This window comes from Gulosibacter massiliensis (assembly GCF_900626105.1).
In the GTDB taxonomy this organism is placed as follows: Bacteria; Actinomycetota; Actinomycetes; order Actinomycetales; family Microbacteriaceae; genus Gulosibacter; species Gulosibacter sediminis.
In genome coordinates this window covers 669,734-686,157 of sequence record NZ_UYZX01000001.1, presented here as the reverse complement: position 1 = coordinate 686,157, position 16,424 = coordinate 669,734, and the positions used below count along the sequence as shown (strand labels likewise).

General features: G+C 68.3%; 14 protein-coding genes and 1 tRNA gene. 7 read left to right on the top strand and 8 right to left on the bottom strand.

What is annotated here, in order from left to right; translation table 11 throughout:
- Positions 1 to 5: 5 nt before the first annotated feature.
- From EJL01_RS03375 to EJL01_RS03340, 8 genes are all read right to left on the bottom strand, one after another.
- The gene (locus EJL01_RS03375) at positions 6 to 1,100 is read right to left on the bottom strand and encodes an MsnO8 family LLM class oxidoreductase (RefSeq protein ID WP_125106284.1); all 1,095 of its coding nucleotides are present in this window, start codon (positions 1,098 to 1,100) and stop codon (positions 6 to 8) included.
- Complete coding sequence (locus tag EJL01_RS03370; RefSeq protein WP_125106283.1) at positions 1,097 to 2,779, bottom strand: dipeptide ABC transporter ATP-binding protein; 1,683 nt, start codon at positions 2,777 to 2,779, stop codon at positions 1,097 to 1,099. The genes EJL01_RS03375 and EJL01_RS03370 overlap by 4 nt, the downstream gene beginning before the upstream one ends.
- The gene (locus EJL01_RS03365; protein ID WP_241209089.1) at positions 2,776 to 3,711 is read right to left on the bottom strand and encodes an ABC transporter permease; all 936 of its coding nucleotides are present in this window, start codon (positions 3,709 to 3,711) and stop codon (positions 2,776 to 2,778) included. Before EJL01_RS03365 ends, EJL01_RS03370 begins: the two co-directional genes overlap by 4 nt.
- Positions 3,708 to 4,733: an ABC transporter permease gene (locus tag EJL01_RS03360; RefSeq protein ID WP_125106282.1), complete on the bottom strand. Its 1,026-nt coding sequence runs from the start codon at positions 4,731 to 4,733 to the stop codon at positions 3,708 to 3,710. The genes EJL01_RS03365 and EJL01_RS03360 overlap by 4 nt, the downstream gene beginning before the upstream one ends.
- Before the next feature lie 50 nt (positions 4,734 to 4,783).
- Positions 4,784 to 6,433, bottom strand: a complete 1,650-nt coding sequence (locus EJL01_RS03355; protein WP_164509701.1) for an ABC transporter substrate-binding protein — start codon at positions 6,431 to 6,433, stop codon at positions 4,784 to 4,786.
- 96 nt (positions 6,434 to 6,529) lie between these two features.
- A complete protein-coding gene (locus EJL01_RS03350; protein ID WP_125106280.1) occupies positions 6,530 to 7,903 on the bottom strand; it encodes an NtaA/DmoA family FMN-dependent monooxygenase in 1,374 nt (457 codons plus the stop codon).
- Positions 7,904 to 7,933: 30 nt separating this feature from the next.
- Positions 7,934 to 9,049, bottom strand: a complete 1,116-nt coding sequence (locus EJL01_RS03345) for an LLM class flavin-dependent oxidoreductase (protein WP_125106279.1) — start codon at positions 9,047 to 9,049, stop codon at positions 7,934 to 7,936.
- Positions 9,050 to 9,078: 29 nt separating this feature from the next.
- Positions 9,079 to 10,146, bottom strand: a complete 1,068-nt coding sequence (locus EJL01_RS03340; RefSeq protein WP_125106278.1) for an LLM class flavin-dependent oxidoreductase — start codon at positions 10,144 to 10,146, stop codon at positions 9,079 to 9,081.
- Positions 10,147 to 10,501: 355 nt separating this feature from the next.
- On the opposite strand from EJL01_RS03340, the gene eno reads away from it, so the two are divergent.
- From eno to EJL01_RS03305, 7 genes are all read left to right on the top strand, one after another.
- Positions 10,502 to 11,794 carry a phosphopyruvate hydratase gene (gene eno / locus EJL01_RS03335; RefSeq protein ID WP_125106277.1) on the top strand — a complete coding sequence of 431 codons (1,293 nt, stop codon included), beginning with the start codon at positions 10,502 to 10,504 and terminating at the stop codon, positions 11,792 to 11,794.
- Between the two features lie 78 nt (positions 11,795 to 11,872).
- Entirely contained in the window at positions 11,873 to 12,301 is a 429-nt protein-coding gene (locus EJL01_RS03330; protein ID WP_125106276.1) for an FtsB family cell division protein, read from the top strand.
- A complete protein-coding gene (locus EJL01_RS03325) occupies positions 12,298 to 12,855 on the top strand; it encodes a DUF501 domain-containing protein (RefSeq protein ID WP_241209088.1) in 558 nt (185 codons plus the stop codon). Before EJL01_RS03330 ends, EJL01_RS03325 begins: the two co-directional genes overlap by 4 nt.
- A 97-nt stretch (positions 12,856 to 12,952) precedes the next feature.
- Complete coding sequence (locus EJL01_RS03320) at positions 12,953 to 14,317, top strand: NAD(P)/FAD-dependent oxidoreductase (protein WP_125106275.1); 1,365 nt, start codon at positions 12,953 to 12,955, stop codon at positions 14,315 to 14,317.
- Positions 14,318 to 14,384: 67 nt separating this feature from the next.
- Positions 14,385 to 14,461, top strand: a tRNA-Leu gene (locus EJL01_RS03315).
- Positions 14,462 to 14,571: 110 nt separating this feature from the next.
- Positions 14,572 to 15,138 carry a GNAT family N-acetyltransferase gene (locus EJL01_RS03310; protein WP_125106274.1) on the top strand — a complete coding sequence of 189 codons (567 nt, stop codon included), beginning with the start codon at positions 14,572 to 14,574 and terminating at the stop codon, positions 15,136 to 15,138.
- A 193-nt stretch (positions 15,139 to 15,331) separates the two neighbouring features.
- Positions 15,332 to 16,423, top strand: coding sequence for an amino acid ABC transporter permease (locus EJL01_RS03305; protein ID WP_241209087.1), 1,092 nt, complete (start codon positions 15,332 to 15,334; stop codon positions 16,421 to 16,423).
- Position 16,424 lies beyond the last annotated feature (1 nt).

Sequence of the window (16,424 nt, the reverse complement as noted above, 5' to 3'; positions counted from 1 at the left end):
AGCACTCAACGCCAGGAATCGGCGAGGAGGGCGAGGGTGGTGAGGCGGTCGTCGGGTTCGTGCGTCTCGACGGCGATGAGGAGTTCGTCGGCACCCGTGCGCTCGGCCAGCTCGGCGAGACGCGCCGCGGCCGGTTCCGGCGCGCCGACGATGCGGGTCGCGAGCCGGTCGGCGACGAGCTCGCGGTCGTCGTTCCCGAGGGGATGCGCATCCGCCCACTCGGCCGAGGGATACGGGATCGCGCCCTGCCCACGACCATTGCGGATCGACGCGACCCAGTGGCCGTAGCCCTTCGCCGCCCGCTGCACCGCCGCATCCGTGTCGCCGACGATGACATCGGCCGACACCATCACATACGGCGCGGCGAGCGTCGTCGAGGGGCGGAACGCGGCGCGGTACTCGGCGATCGCGTCGAGCGTCGTGCGCGGTGACGTGTGATAGTTCGAGCCGAACGGCAGACCAAGGGCGCCGGCGACGCGGGCGCTGATGCCCGCGCTCGTGCCGTGCACCCACAGCTGCGGTGTCGCGGCCGTTGCCGGCGGCGCGACAAACGGGCCCGCCTCCTCGTCGACGGAAGTGCCGGCAAAGAATGCCCGCAGCTCGTCGATGAGCGCCTCGAGGTCGGTCGTATCGCCGTCGGTGCGCCCGAACAGGCGGCGCTGCAGCTGGAACTTCGCGGTGAGGTGCTTCGGAAACTCGGGCGTCGACGCGGGCACCGCGCCCGAGCGCCCGAGCCCGAGATCGATCCGGCCGGGGTAGAGCGAGGCGAGGGCCCCGAAGGTCTCAGCGACCTGAATCAACCGATAGTTGCCGAGCAGGGTCGCGGCGGTGCCCACCCGGATGCGCTCGGTGCGCTCGGCGAACAACGGCAGCAGGGTCGGAATGGGCCCGCCCGCAATGCCCGCGTTGAGGTGGTGCTCGGTGAGGAGGTAGCGGCGGTAACCGGCGCGCTCGGCGTGACCGGCCGCATCCGTCGACGCGGTGATGGCGCCCGCCGCATCCCCACCCTCGGGAATCGTGATGACGTCGAGCACATTCAATGCCGGCCGCGAGCCCGCCGCCTCGCCAGCGCGCGGGTGCTGGCCGGGGGCCGGGCTCACGCGATTGCCTCGACGACACGGTCGTCGTGCAGCCCACCGCCGGGCACCGCGGCCGTGAGCTCACGCGTGTACGCGGACTCGGGCGCGAACAGCACGTCGCGCGTCGCGCCGACCTCCTGCACCTCGCCCTGCTGGAGCACGACCACGCGGTGCGCGACCTCCCGCACTACCGCGAGGTCGTGGGTGATGAAGAGGTAGCTCACGCCCGTGCGCACCTGCGTTTCGACGAGCAACTCGAGAATCTGCGCCTGCACGGTCACGTCGAGCGCCGAAACCGGCTCGTCGAGCACGATCAGCTTCGGGTCGAGGGCAATCGCCCGCGCAATCGCGACGCGCTGTCGCTGCCCGCCCGACAGCTCACTCGGCAGGCGATGCGCGAACGCGCGCGGCAGGCGCACCTGATCGAGCAGCTCGGCCGCGCGGCCTGCAAGCTCGCGCCGCCCGGCCAGCCCAAAATTCACGAGTGGCTCGGTAATCGTCTGCGCCACCGTGAGGTGCGGCGGCAGTGAGGCGAAGGGGCTCTGGTACACGAGGGTGAGCGACTTGCGCACCTGCCGGTGGGCTTTGGCGTCGAGCCCAATCAGCTCGGTGCCCTGAAATTTCATCGACCCGGCATCGACGTCGGTGATGCCGACGAGGGCCTTCGCGAGCGTCGTCTTGCCCGAACCCGATTCGCCGACGAGCGCGACGGTTTCGCCCTCGCGCACGTCGAGCGAGACGCCGCTCAGCGCGGCGACCTGCTCGGCCTGCCGTCCGCGGCCGACGCGGTAGCGCTTGCTCACGTCGCGCACCTCGAGCACGGTCGCGCGCTCGGGCGACGCGGGCAGCTCGCGAATGCCGGCGCCGGCACCCGCACGGAATCGGGGCGCCGCGGCAATGAGCCGCTTCGTGTAGGGATGCGCGGGTGCCTCGAGGATCTGCTGCGGAGTGCCCTGCTCGACGATCTCGCCATTCGAAAAGACGAGGATGCGGTCGGCCCGGTCGGCGGCCACGGCGAGGTCGTGCGTGACGAAGAGCAGCGAGGCACCGAGCCTCTGCACCTGGTCGTCGAGTAGATCGAGGATGCGCTTCTGCACCGTGACATCGAGGGCGCTTGTCGGCTCGTCGGCAATAAGCAATCGTGGTTCCGTCGCCAACGCCGCGGCGATGAGCACGCGCTGCAGCATCCCGCCCGAGAGCTCGTGCGGGTACTGGTCGAGCCGCTGCTCCGGCCGCGAAATGCCGGTGCTCGTGATGAGCTCGAGGGCCCGGGCGCGGGCATAGCTCGCGCGCTCGCGGCGATTCGAGCCGCGAACGAGGTCGTGTAGCCGCAGGGTATCGACGACCTGATCGCCGATGCGCCGCACAGGGTCGAGCGAGACGGCCGGGTCTTGCGGCACGAGCCCGATCTTCGCGCCGCGAATCGAACGCCACTGCCGCGACGAGAGGCCGCGCAGCGAACCGCCGTCGAACTCGACCTCGCCCGCAACCTCGGCGTTGCCGCCGAGCAGGTTGAGAATGGCGTTCGCGGTGGTCGTCTTGCCCGAGCCGGACTCGCCGACGAGGGCCACGCGCTCGCCGTCGGCGACGTCGAAGCTCACGCCGCGCAGGGCTCGGGTTTCGCGGCCGCCGACGACGTAGTCGATCGTGAGGTCGCGCACCGAGAGCAGCGGCGGCGGGGTGGTGTCGGTCGTGCTCATGCGGAGGTTCCCTTCTGAAAGGCACGGGAGATGTGGTTGGCGGCGACGACAACGATGGCGAGCACGAAGCCCGGAATCACGGTGAGCCACCAGGCGGTCGCGAGGTAGCTGCGGCCGTCCGAGATGAGGGCGCCCCATTCGGGGGTCGGCGGCGTTGCGCCGAAGCCGAGGAAGCTCAGGGCCGAGACCGCGAGGATCGCGGTGCCGAACTCGAGGGCCGCGAGCGAGAGCACCGGCGCGATCGAGTTCGGGAAGACGTGGCGGAAGAGCCGGCGAAACACGCCGCCGCCGTACACCCAGCTCGCCTCGACATAGGTTGAGCTCGCGACCTTGATCACCTCGGCGCGCATGATGCGCGCGAAGCTGGCGCTGCTCGCGAGGCCAACAGCGATCGCGACGTTCACGGTGCCGAAGCCGGTCGCGGTGACGATGATGAGCGAGAGCAGCAGCGAGGGTACCGAGATGACGACGTCGATGATGCGCATGACGATGGCGTCGAACGCGCCGCGGAAGTAGCCGGCGAGTAGGCCGATGACCGAGCCGATCGTGAGCCCTACGAGCACCGCGACGAGGGTTGCGAGCATCGAGAGCGAGGTGCCGTAGACGACGCGCGTGAACTGGTCGCGGCCGACCTGGTCGGTGCCGAACGGATGCTCAGCCGAGGGCGACAGGAGCATCGCGTCGGCGTCGATGGCGGTCGGGTTGCCCGACGCGAACACGCTCGGCCAGAATGACCAGGCGATGACGACCGCGAATACCGCGATCGCGCTGATGAGGAGCGGGTCGTGCAGGATGCGTCGCCGCAGGGCGCGCAGCCGCCGCCGCAGCGGAGGCTGGCCGTCGTCGACCGGCTGGCGCGGCGCCTCGGTGTCGGTGGGTACGGCACAAGGTGCCGGCGGAGCGGCGGGTCGTGCCGAGGTGGCGCTGGTCATGATGCGGCTCCAATCGTGGCCTCGAGCGACGTCGACTGCTCGCTGGCGGGCTTGTCGGTTTTGTCGGCCTGGCTCGTGCGGCTGCGCGGACCCGCGGTGCGCAGGCGCGGGTCGACATAGGGATAGATGAGATCGACGAGCAGGCTCGAGATCACGAAGGTGGCCGACACGACGACCACGATCGCGAGCAGAACCGGCCCGTCGAACCGGCTCACCGCGTCCACCGTGAGCTTGCCGATGCCGTCGCGACTAAACACGGTCTCGGTGATGGCGGCGCCCGCGAACAGCTGCCCGACGAGCATGCCGACCATCGTGAGCACCGGCAGCACGGCGTTGCGCACCGCGTGGCCGATCACCCGACGGTGGTCGGCACCGCGCGAGCGAAGCACGGTAATGAACGGCTCGGTGAGCGTCACCTCGAGGCTCCGGGCGAAGAGTTGCGCGAGCGTCGCGCCGGTTGGAATCGCGAGAGTGATCGCCGGGAGGATGAGGGATGCGACCCCCGAGCTGCCCGACGCGGGCAAGAGCCCGAGCCGGAACGAGAACAACTGAATCAGCAGCAGGCCGATCCAAAAGCCGGGCAGCGACACGCCGAGCGGTGGGACCGCCGCGAGCAGACGGCGGACCCAGCGCTGGCGAGCGGAGTTCGCGGCAATCGCGAGCGCCCCGCCAAAGACCACGGCGAGCCCGAGGGCCGCGGCCGCGAGCGCCCCGGTCTGGGGCAGCAGCGTCACGACGCGCTCCCAGGCAGAACCGCGGGTCTCGTACGAGAGCCCGAAGTCGAGATGCAGCACACCCCAGAGTGACGTGAAGTACTGCTCGTAGAGGGGCCGGTCGAGGCCCCACTCGGCTCGGAGCGCGTCGATCTGTCCCCGATCGAGCGTGTCGTTCTCTTGTGTGGCCGACAGCACGAGAATCGTGGCCGGGTCGCCGGGCAGCAGGTAGAGGACGAGGAATGTCAGGGTGTAGGCCGCCCAGATGACGAAGATGGCCTGCCCAATGTGGGTGAGTGCGCGAGTCACGTCGCTGCCTCCTTTCAGATGAACTCGTGTTCCGAGCCGGTGGGGTTGGACTACTGCTCGATCCAGGTGTCGATGAAGGTGAGCCGGGAGGTGCCGTCGAGCTTGAGGTCGTGCACCTGGTCACTCACCGCGATGCTTGAGATGAGCGTGTAGAGCGGGAACCGGTAGCCGTCGTCGATGATCTGCGTCTGCACGTTGGCGAGCAGCTCCTGGCGCGCCTCCGGATCCTGCTCGCCGACCTGCTCGTCGAGCTCGGCCTGGATCTCGGCAAGGTCGGGGGCCTCGGCCTCGTCGATGCCGGCCTCGATCCATACCGGGAGGTACGGGAGGAAGTCCTGGCGGAGCCGGTCGGGCTCGTTGCGCGAGACGTTCGCGTACTGCAGGTCGGACTGGTCGGCGCGGGCGGTCGATTCCGAAACGCTCACCTGCGTGATCTGCAGGTAGACGCCGATCTTCTTCAGCTGCTCCTGCACCGCGACGAGCGGGTCGGAGGCCTGCCAGAAGATCACCGTGAACTCGAGGCGCTCGCCGTCGCGCTCGCGGATGCCGTCGGCGCCTGGCTCCCATCCGGCCTCGTCGAGCAGCGCGTTCGCCGCATCCACGTCGAGCCCAAGCTCGTCGCTGAGGTCGGTGTAGAGCGGAGTCGTTTCGGCGAGCAGGCTCGTCGCGGGGATCGCGTCGTCGCCGTACGTGATGCGCGAGACCTCCTCGCGGTCGATCGCAAGTTGAATTGCCTGGCGTACCGCGAGCTCCTGCAGCGGGGTGTCGCGGTCGAGCTTCGGCGTGAGCGAGAACACCGTGCCGGGGTTCGTACGCTCGACCACGTGGTAGCCGGGCGTCGCCGCGAAGTTGTCGAGTTCGGCAGAGGTGAGGAAGCTCGCGGCATGGATGTCGCCGGCGGTGAGGCTGCCCGAGCGCACGCTGATCTCATCGATCTGGGTGAAGCGGATGCTGTCGAGGTAGGCCGCACCCTGGTTCGAGTCCACCTCGGTCGAGAGGTTGTAGTCGGGCACCTTGGTGAGCACGATCTCCTGCTCGGGGGTGTAGCTCTCGACCTGGAACGGCCCCGAGCCGACGAACTCGCCGTTCTGGCGGTCCTCAATGCTGAGCTTCGTCGACTCGGTCGAGATGAGGCCGAGCGTCGACGTGCTCGTCGCCTCGAGGAACTGCAGGTTTGGGCTGGGGAACGACACCTCGACGGTCGTGTCGTCGACGACGGTCGTCTCGGCGCCTTCGAGCAGTTGGGATGCGCCGGCCGCGTCCGCGCCCAGCTCGAGAATCGCGTCGAAGTTTGCCTTGACGGCGGTGGCGTCGATCGGGGTGCCGTCATGGAAAACGGCGTCGTCGCGCAGGTGGAAGACGAACTCCGACGAGTCCTCGCTCACCTCCCACGACTCGGCGACCCAGGGCAGGGTCGTGCCCGGGTTGTCGGGGTCGGAGATGGTGAGCGACGCGACGAGCTGGCGCTGCACGGCGACGCCGTCGTTGTTGCCGCCCTGCTGGGGGTCGAGCTGGTTGACGCTCTGCACGCCGACGACGAGCTCGCCGCCCGCGACGGGGTCGCTCGTGGCGCCGCTGTCGGCCGAGGTTGCGGTGCCGGCGCAACCGCTGAGCAGCAGCGCGCTGACGGCGGCCATGGCCGCGAGTGGGGCGAAGGCGCTGCGGCGAGCGCGGGGTCGAGCTGGTGGGGTCGAAGACATGGGAGTCCCTTTCGAGGTGTGGCCCGCCCGCGAGCGCGGGAGGGGGAGTTGGTGAGGATGCGCGGCCGCGGCGTGCCGCATCCGGTTTGTTGGTGCCTAGGCGGATGCGCGGCGGCCGAGTGGCGGGCGCAGACCGAGGTGCTCGCGCAGGGTCGTGCCGACGTATTCGGTCGGGTAGGCGCCGCGTTCCTGCAGGGCCGGGACGAGCCGGTTCACGACGTCGTCGAGGCCATGCGGTACGTGGCGGAGCCCGAGATTGAGCCCGTCGTAAGCGCCGCTGCGCACGGCGTGCGCGAGTTCGTCGGCGAGGGAGTCGGGCGTGCCCACGAACGAGCGCGAGCTCGTGAGGTGGGCGACGAGTTCGCGGGCGGTCGCGAAGCCCTTCGCTTCGCTGATGTCGCGCCACTCGGCGACGATGTCCTGCGGCGTGCGGTAGTGGCCGACGGTGCCGCGCTCGACGCTGATCTCGCTCGTCGACGGCGCGAAGCTCGGCAGCGGGCCGTTCGGGTCGAAGTCGGGCAGCGCCTCGCCGTAGGTGTGCTCGACGAATTGCACGACGTGGGCGTCGGTCAGCGCGGCCTCCTGCTCGGCGCGCCAGCGGTCCTCGGCGTCGGCGAGGGTGTCGCCGATGACGACCGAACCGCCGGGCAGCAGCAGGACGTCGTCCTCCGGCCTTCCGGCGGCGCGCAGCCGGGCGCGGATGTCGGCCGCGAACTCGAGCGCGTCGTCGAGCTGCAGGTGGCGCGAGAAGATGACGTCGGCGTGCTTGACCGCGAGATCGCGCCCGCCGGCCGAGTCGCCCGCCTGGAAGAGCACGGGATGCCCCTGGGCGCTCGCAGGCACGTTGAGCCGGGCCTGCACCGACGAAAAGTCGCCGTCGCCCTCGATGAGCTCGGGGGCCTGCGACCACTCGGTGGCGCGCGTCGAGTCGCTCGGCGCGATGTTCGCCCACGAGTCCCAGAGCGCGCGCACGAGCCGCACGTTCTGTTCGGCGTGCTCGTAGCGGGGTGGCACGTCGACGTAGCCGCCGCGGCGGAAGTTCTCGCCGGTCCAGCCGTTCACCGTGGTGACGATGTTCCAGGCCGCGCGGCCGCCCGAGAGCACGTCGAGCGTTGCGAGTCGGAGGGCGAGGGCGTACGGCTCGTGGTAGGTCGCGTTCTGCGTGGCGACGAGGCCGATGCGGTCGGTGATGGCCGCGAGGGCAGCGAGGTGGGTCTGCGAGTCGGGGCGCCCCGCGACGTTGATTTCGATGACCTCGCCGAGGTGCTCGCGCAGGCGCAGACCCTCGCCGAAGAAAAACGCGTCGAAGAGCCCGCGCTCGGCGGTCTGGATGGTCTGGCGGAAGGCCTCGAAGTCGATCTGGTTGAGGGCGGTGGGCGACTGCCAGTCGACGCCCTCGTTAACGCCGGCGTAGAACACGCCGAAGTGGACGTGGGCGTTTGGGCGTGGGTAGTCGGTCGTGGTGGTCATGAGTCTGGTCCGTTCTCGTCGTGGTGCGGGCTACGCGCGGGTGGTCGCTGCGGTGGCGAAGACATTGGCGGGGCGCTCGAGGCCGAGCGCTTCGCGCAGGGTGGCGCCGAACGTCGGCGCCGCGGCGATCTCGAGCCGGCGCAGCTCCGGCAGCACGAGCCGCTCGAGCTCGTCGCCGTCGACCTCGAGCACCGCCGGCAGGAGGCGCACGCCATCGACAGCCCGCCGCAGCTGCGCGATGAGCTCGACGAGTTCGGCCGAGTCACCGACGATGCGCAGCGAGGAAGGGACGTATGCGGGGAGCCCGTCGGCGACCGCCGCGGCGTCGAGCGCGGCGAGCCGGGATGCGGCGGTCTCGCCGCGGGCATCGAGCACCACCTCGACCTCGGCGACGACCCGGTCGATGCCGAGCTTGCGGGCGCGTGCAGCCGCTTCGGTGATCGCCTCGACCGAGTCGCCGCGCACGAGGGCGACGTCGATGAGGCTCGGGTCGACCTCGCCGATGCGGCCAAACACGGGCGGGCGGCCCTGGAGCGGCCGCGGGGTAATCGATGGGCCCCGAACAGTGAAGCGCTCGGAGGCGAAGTTGATGGCGTGGAGTCGCTGGTTGTCGAGGAAACGGCCCGAGTCGATGTCGACGATCACCGCGTCGTCTTCCCAGGAATCCCAGAGCTGGGTCGCCGCCGTGACGACATCGTTCGTCTCGGCGAGCAGCTCGTCGCCGGTGAGTTCCTGTCGACCGAGCGTCGCGCTCGCGGCGGGGGAGGTGGTGCCGTCGACGAGCCAGCCGGCGCGGCCCGCCGAGGCGTGGTCGAGGCTCGAGATCTGGCCCGAGAGATGGAACGGCTCGGCCCAGACCGGCGATGCGACGGGCACGAGGCCGATGGTCGAGGTGAGCGGCCCGGCAAAGGCGGCGAGCAACACCGAGTCGAGTCGTGCGGCGCTCGGCCCGGCTGCCTCGGGCGCGCCGGTGTTGTCACCCAGCGTCACGAGGTGGAACCCCGCGCGTTCGGCGGCGCGCACCTTGTCGGCGAGGCGCCGCGGGGTGAGGGACTCGGCGGGGGAGTGCGCGGCGAAGCGCCAGGCGGCAGGATGCGCGCCGGCTCCGTCGAGCTCGAGGGCGAGAGTGAAGGGTGCAGTGGTCATGAGTGGGTCCAATCGAATCGGGAGGCGAATTAGGAGACGAGGGCGGCGCCGAGATTGGCCTCAACTGCCGGGAGAACTTCGGTTTTCAGTAGCTCAAGGCTTTCGAGCCATTGGCGTTCGGTGAGATTGCCTCGATTACCGGGAATTGAAATGGCGTCGAGGCCGTACACCTGCGCATATCGAGTCAATTTGTCGACGGCCTGCTGCGGGCTCCCGACGAGAAACGAACTGCGGGCGACGTAGTCGTCGTAATCCTGGAAGAGCGTTTCCGGGGCGAAGTTGTTATAGGTGTCGACTCGGCCGGCCGCGGTGCGCTCATAGAACGGACGGAATGCCTCGACCGAGTCTTGCGAATTGCGCGTGAGGAACAGGCTGAATCCGGCGCCGACCCTCGCGTCCTTCGGGTCGCGACCGTGCGCACTCCACGCCTCGCGGTACCGCTCGACGAGGGGTGCGTAGCCCTCGATTGACTTCTGCACGTTGGCGACCCAGATCGGGTCGCCGTACTCGGCCGCCAGCTCGACGGTCTCGGTCGAGGTCGATGAGCCGTGCCAGGTACGGATGCGCGGCTGCAGCGGCTGGGGTCGGCTCACCCAGCCCTCGAGCGGCACGGTGCGGGTCGTCGGTCGCCCCGGTGTCGGTGCCCAGTGCACGGGCTCGCCCGACCAGAGCTGGCGGAGCACGCGGTAGTTCTCGTGCTCGGTAACGTGAGCGTCGTCGCGGGCAACGCCGAACAGCTCGGCCTGTTCCGAGCCGTTGCCCTTGCCCACGATGAGTTCGAGGCGCCCACCCGAGAGCAGGTCGAGGGTCGCGTAGTCCTCGGCGACGCGAACCGGGTCGAGCACCGAGAGCAGGGTCACGCCGGTGAAGAGCCGAAGGGTCGAGGTGCGGGCTGCGATATTCGCGAGAATTACCGGCGGCGCACTCGATAGAAATGGTGCGTGGTGACGCTCTCCAACGGCATAGCCGTCAAAACCGAGTTCTTCGAATCGCACCGCATTTTCGACCACAGAATTCAATCGCTCGACGTCGGTGAGCTGAATTCCTTCGGCCGATGGGGTATTGCTGATGATGTCGAGACCAATAACGTTGACCATGTTCGACGCTCCAATTCGTAGGCGGGGTGCGCTGGTGTGGTCGAAACTATTGAGGCGCCGGGGCGGTGCGCGAATATGACGAGTCACGCGCATTCATGCGCGGTAATTCACTTCAATGGCGAGTCATTCGAAGTAATGTGACGCGCCCCCGCGGGCCGCGCCCTCGACACGGGCCACCCCATGCCCTAACGGCCCCCACCTCTGTCGGCTCTGGGGGTTGAGTGGTCAGTTTTTGTAGTTCTGGCGCCGCCAGAACTACAAAAACTGACCACTCAACCCCCAGCTGTCGGAGGTGGTGGGGAGGTGGGCTGGATAGACTGGCGGCGCATCCCCACATGCCAACTCAGAGGAGCCAATGGTGACGTTCATCACTGATGTCTACGCACGTGAAATTCTTGATTCGCGCGGCAACCCGACGGTCGAGGTCGAGGTCACACTCGAAGACGGCACCATCGGTCGTGCCGCCGTGCCCTCGGGCGCATCCACCGGCGCATTCGAGGCGTACGAGCTTCGCGATGGCGACGCCGACCGCTACCTCGGCAAGGGTGTCGAGAAGGCTGTGCAGGCCGTTGCGGACGAGATTAACCCCGCGATCGAATTCTTCGACTCGACCGACCAGCGCACCCTCGACGCCGAGCTGATCGAGCTCGACGGCACGCCGAACAAGCAGCGCCTCGGCGCCAACGCCATCCTCGGTGTGAGCCTCGCCAACGCCAAGGCCGCGGCCGAGGTGAGCGAGCTCCCGCTGTTCCGCTACGTCGGCGGCGCGAACGCCCACGTGCTGCCCGTGCCGATGATGAACATCATCAACGGCGGCGCCCACGCCGACTCGGGTGTCGACGTGCAGGAGTTCATGATCCTGCCGGTCGGTGCCGAAACTTTCCGCGAAGCCCTGCAGTGGGGTACTGAGGTCTACCACCAGCTCAAGAAGACGATCGGCTCGAAGGGACTGTCGACCGGCCTCGGCGACGAGGGCGGCTTCGCACCGAGCGTCGGCTCGACTCGCGAGGCACTCGACCTCATCGTCGAGTCGATCGGCGAGACCCGCTACGTGCTCGGCCGGGACATCGTGCTCGGCCTCGACGTCGCCTCGACCGAGTTCTTCGACAACGGCGTGTACAAGTTCGAGGGCAACGAGCACTCGGCTTCCGACATGGTCGACTTCTACGAGCAGCTGATCAACGACTACCCGATTGTCACGATCGAGGACCCGCTGGCCGAGGAAGACTGGGATGCCTACGTCGAGCTCACGGCGCGCATCGGCGACCGCATGCAGCTCGTCGGCGACGACCTCTTCGTCACGAACCCCGAGCGCCTCCAGAAGGGTCTCGACCTCAAGGTTGCGAACTCGATCCTCGTCAAGGTGAACCAGATCGGCACCCTCACCGAGACCCTCGACGCCGTCGAGCTCGCGCAGCGCCACGGCTACACGGCGATCCTCTCGCACCGCTCGGGCGAGACCGAAGACACCACGATCGCGCACCTCGCCGTCGCCACCAACTGTGGCCAGATCAAGACCGGCGCGCCGGCGCGTAGCGACCGCGTCGCGAAGTACAACGAGCTGCTGCGCATCGAGGAAATCCTCGGCGACCAGGCGATCTACGCGGGCACTTCGGCGTTCCCGCGCTTCACGCCGACCGAGGCCTAACCGCAAAGTCCACCGTGATTTGGCCGACGGGCCGAGCGTAACGCTCGGCCCGTCGGCCATTGTTGGAAGAATGTCCCCATGGCCAAAACCACCACCACCCGTGCCACGCGCCGACCGACGGGCGGGTCCATCCTGCTGCTCATCGTGCTCGTGGTCTCGGTGGCGATGATTGTGCCGACCGTGCAGCAGCTCATCAGCCAGCGGCAGCACATTGCCGAACTCGAATCCGAGATCGCGCAGTCGCAAGACCAGATCACCCAGGTCAATGAGCAGACGAACCGTTGGGAAGACCCGGCCTACATCAAGGCCGAAGCCCGTGGCCGCCTGCTCTTTGTCGAGCCGGGCGACACCACCTACGTCGTCATCGACGACGCGTCGCTGCCCGCGGTCGAAGACGAGCCCGACGTCAGCTCCGAGCTGCACGAAACCAAAACGGACTCGACCGAGCTCTTCCTCGACTCGCTCATCCGTGCCAACGACGCGCAAGCGCCTCAGGAGGACCAGTGACCAACGCCCTCATCGACCAGCATCCGAACTGGAGCCCTGCGAGTGAACAGGACCTCGCCACGCTCACCGAGCAGCTCGGACGCCAGGTGCGCGGCGTGCTCGGGGTTGCCTCGCGCTGCGTCTGCGGCAATCCAGTCGTCGTGATCACAGCGCCCCGGCTGCCCGACGGCACGCCGTTCCCGACGCTCTTCTACCTCTCGCACCCCGAGGCCACGGCCGAAATGTCGCGTCTCGAGGGCGCGCACCTGATGGTCGAGATGCAGGATGCGCTGGCGAGCGATGACGAGCTGCGGTCGGCCTACCAGCGCGCTCACGAGCAGTACCTTGCCGCCCGCGAGTCGGTCGACCATGTCGAGGAGATCGCCCACGTGACGGCCGGGGGCATGCCGACGCGCGTGAAGTGCCTGCACGCGCTGAGCGCGCACGCGCTCGCCGCGGGCCCGGGCGTGAACCCGATCGGCGACTGGGCGCTGCGAGTTTCGGCGTGGTCGCCGAGCGTGTGCCAGTGCGCGAATCCCCGCGGTGCAAACGCCGCGTCGCCGGCCGACGCATAGCGTCCGCCGAGGTCACCCCGCCCGTCAGGTGACAGCCACGGCGCGGGGGTAGTCTTGATACGTCTCGAAGCTTGACAACACAGTGAGGAGTGAACGCGTGACGAAAATTCTGATCGTCGGCGGTGGATACGCCGGGTTCACAGCAGCCCGACAGCTCGAAAAGCAGCTCAACCCTGGTGAGGCGCAGGTGACGCTCGTCGACCCGCTGCCCTACATGACCTACCAGCCGTTCCTGCCCGAGGTGGCGAGCGGTTCGATTGAGCCCCGTCACGCAGTGGTGTCGCTGCGCCGTCACCTGAAGCGCACGCGCGTGATCACCGCCGAGGTTTCGCAGATCGACCACGCGTCGAAGACCGCGACCATCACGCCTGAAGATGGCGACGCCTACACGCTCGGCTACGACATCGTCGTGGTGACCGCGGGCAACGTGTCGCGCACTTTCCCGATTCCGGGTATCGCCGACAACGCGGTGGGCATGAAGCACATCGAAGAGGCCGTCTGGGTTCGCGACAAGATCATCGACAACTTCAACCGCGCATCGACCATGGCGCCGGGCGCCGAGCGCTCGCGCCTGCTGACCTTCGTGGTCGTCGGTGGCGGCTTCGCCGGTATCGAGACGTTCGCCGAGATGCGTTCGCTCGCGACTGCGCTGCTCGCCGACTACCCGTCGCTGCAGTTCGACGACGTGCAGTTCCACCTCATCGAGGCGGCGCCGCGCATCATGCCGGAGGTTTCGGAAGAGACCGCGCTGTGGGTCATCAAGAACCTCGCCGAGCGTGGCGCGACCGTGCACCTCAACACCCAGTGCAGCTCGGCTGTCGACGGTGTGGTCGAGACCTCCAACGGCGACAAGTTCCCGACCGACGTCATCGTGTGGACCGCTGGCCAGATGGCAAACCCGCTCGTCAAGGGCTTCACTGACCTGCCCGTCAACGAGCGCGGCAACGTTCGGGCCCGTGCCGACCTTCGCATTGAGGGCGACGAGGGCATCGTCGAGGACGCCTGGGCCGCTGGCGACATCGCCGCGGTGCCCGACCTCTCGGGTGGCGGCGTCAACGGCTTCTGCGTGCCGAATGCACAGCACGCTGTTCGTCAGGCTCGCATGCTCGCCGAGAACATCGTGGCGACGCTGCGCGGCGACGCACCGACCGACTACTACCACGAGAACATGGGTGCGGTTGCGGGCCTCGGCATGGGCGTTGGCGCATTCCAGTCGGGCAAGACCGGCATCACGGGCCTTCCCGCGTGGGCGATGCACCGCGGCTACCACGGCATGGCGATCCCGACTTACGAGCGCAAGATTCGCGTCTTCGGCGGCTGGCTCGGCCAGCTCGTGCTCGGCCGCGACTTCGTCTCGCTGAGCAAATTGAGCGAGCCGAAGGCGTTCTTCGAGCGCTTCGCCGCTCGTCCGAAGCCGGCTGCTCCGAAGTCGACCGACGACAAGGCTTCGGCCGCCAAGTAGACGCCGCACAGCACCTGGCGATCGCCGCCGTATTCTTGACTGGATGCGGCGGCGATCGCCGTTCACCCCCCCCGTAGCCCAATTGGCAGAGGCACGCGACTTAAAATCGCGAAAGTGTCGGTTCGAACCCGACCGGGGGGACCAAGTTTCGTTGCGACGTAACACTGCGTCGACGTATTACCTCGGCGGTTTACATCCGCGATGTGCGGTGCTGAAGTTTTCCCGCAGATCCCAGCCCTTCCCGAGGAGCCCACATGACCGACACCCAGACCACGACGCGATTTGAGATCGTCAACCCCTTCGACGAGCGCGTGATTCCGGTGCTCGAGGATCTCGTGCGCGAGTACCACGACCGCTACGGCGACCTCGGTGGGCACGATTCGCGTGAAGAGGTCTACGGTGGCGCGAAGGACCAGTTCACCGAGGCGGCGCGCGGCGCCTTCCTCGTGCTGTTCGACGCGAACACCCCGCTCGCAGCGGGCGCCGTGCGGGCCTACGACGGTGACATCTGCGAGTTCAAGAAGATCTGGTCGAACCCGGCGCACCGTGGTGAACGCCTCGCCACCCGCCTGCTCGCTCAGCTCGAGGAAGAGGCCCGACGGCTCGGGTATCGCCAAGTGTTCCTCACGACCGGGCCCCGCCAGTCCGAGGCTGACCGCCTGTACGCGCGAAACGGCTACACCGCGCACTTCGACCCTGACGCATTCACGGTGCACCCGTACACGAAGGCGCTCGTCGAGGGCGAGGATGCCTCGCAACTGCCCGCGCGCGCTGTGCGAGACCTCGTCGACTTCGGCGAACTCATCGCCCGAAAGCCCTAGGGAGCGGCGCGCCGCCGGCACGACTGCTTATCGCTGCTCACCGCGAGAATGTCGAGCCGGCGGCGCGTCATATTTCCCTCCATGACGAAGATGACGCGACCGCGTCATTTCGTGTCGTCACAAAGTCGCACGCGGGCGTCCTCCGTGCTGAAGTCATCCTCACCCGACCACCCCGTCGAACCGAGGAGACCCCGTGACGCACATCACCGACACCGTCACTGCTGACCCGGCGCCCAGCACTGAGCGCGCTGCGCCGAGCGCCGCCGCAACCACGTCGGCGGCGGCACCCGCGCGCCCGGTGGCCCGCCGCATCCGCCGGCAGCGTCACTGGGGTCGCTGGATCTTCGCAGCCATCGCCCTCTTCGTCGTTGCCCAGTTCGTCGTCTCGCTGTTCCGGAACCCGCAGTGGCGCTGGGACGTCTTCGCGCAGTACTTCTTCTCGCAGTCCGTCGTGCAGGGCCTTGGGCTCACGCTCGTGCTCACCGTCGTCTCGGCCACGATCGGCTTCGTGCTCGGCGGCGTGCTCGCGGTGATGCGGATGAGCGGCTCGCCGATTCTCTCGAGCCTCGCGAGCGTCTACATCTGGTTCTTCCGCGCGGTGCCGCTCGTCGTGCAGCTGGTCGTTTGGTACAACCTCGGCTACCTCTGGCCCACGCTCGGCATCGGCACGCCGTTCACCACCGACTTCTGGCTCCTCGAAGTGAATACGGTGCAGCTCATCTCGGCCTTCACCGCTGCGATTCTCGGTCTCTCGCTGCACGAGGCCGCGTATTCCGCCGAGATCATCCGAGGCGGCCTGCTCTCGGTTGACGCCGGCCAACTCGAGGCGTCCCGCGCCCTCGGCCTGCCCCGCGCCACCCGCTTCTTCCGCATCGTGCTGCCGCAGGCCCTGCGCTCGATCGTGCCGAACGCCTTCAACTCGGTGATCGGCCTCGTCAAGGGCACCTCGGTGGTCTTTATCGTTGCGCTGCCCGAGCTGTTTTACACGGTGCAGGTCATCTACAACCGCAACCAACTCGTGATTCCGCTGCTGCTCGTCTCGGTGGTTTGGTACGCCGTGATCACGACCGTGCTCAACGTCGTGCAGTACTACATCGAGCGTCACTACGCCCGTGGCACGACCGCGCAGCTGCCGCCGACACCGGCACAGCGAGTGCGCCGCTGGTTCGCCGCCCGCCGGCCGAATGTCGTCGCCACATCGCTCGACCGTGCCGACGTCACGGCGCAGACAGGCTCGGTCGCCATCAGCGCCGGCGACGCGAACGCCCCGATCATCACCCGATAGG

Excerpts from the sequence above, each read along its gene's own strand:
- EJL01_RS03340 (WP_125106278.1), bottom strand. The coding sequence starts at position 10,146 with ATGGTCAACGTTATTGGTCTCGACATCATCAGCAATACCCCATCGGCC.
- eno (WP_125106277.1), top strand. The coding sequence starts at position 10,502 with ATGGTGACGTTCATCACTGATGTCTACGCACGTGAAATTCTTGATTCG.
- EJL01_RS03350 (WP_125106280.1), bottom strand. The coding sequence starts at position 7,903 with ATGACCACCACGACCGACTACCCACGCCCAAACGCCCACGTCCACTTC.
- EJL01_RS03370 (WP_125106283.1), bottom strand. The coding sequence starts at position 2,779 with ATGAGCACGACCGACACCACCCCGCCGCCGCTGCTCTCGGTGCGCGAC.
- EJL01_RS03345 (WP_125106279.1), bottom strand. The coding sequence starts at position 9,049 with ATGACCACTGCACCCTTCACTCTCGCCCTCGAGCTCGACGGAGCCGGC.
- EJL01_RS03310 (WP_125106274.1), top strand. The coding sequence starts at position 14,572 with ATGACCGACACCCAGACCACGACGCGATTTGAGATCGTCAACCCCTTC.
- EJL01_RS03365 (WP_241209089.1), bottom strand. The coding sequence starts at position 3,711 with ATGACCAGCGCCACCTCGGCACGACCCGCCGCTCCGCCGGCACCTTGT.
- EJL01_RS03330 (WP_125106276.1), top strand. The coding sequence starts at position 11,873 with ATGGCCAAAACCACCACCACCCGTGCCACGCGCCGACCGACGGGCGGG.
- EJL01_RS03355 (WP_164509701.1), bottom strand. The coding sequence starts at position 6,433 with ATGTCTTCGACCCCACCAGCTCGACCCCGCGCTCGCCGCAGCGCCTTC.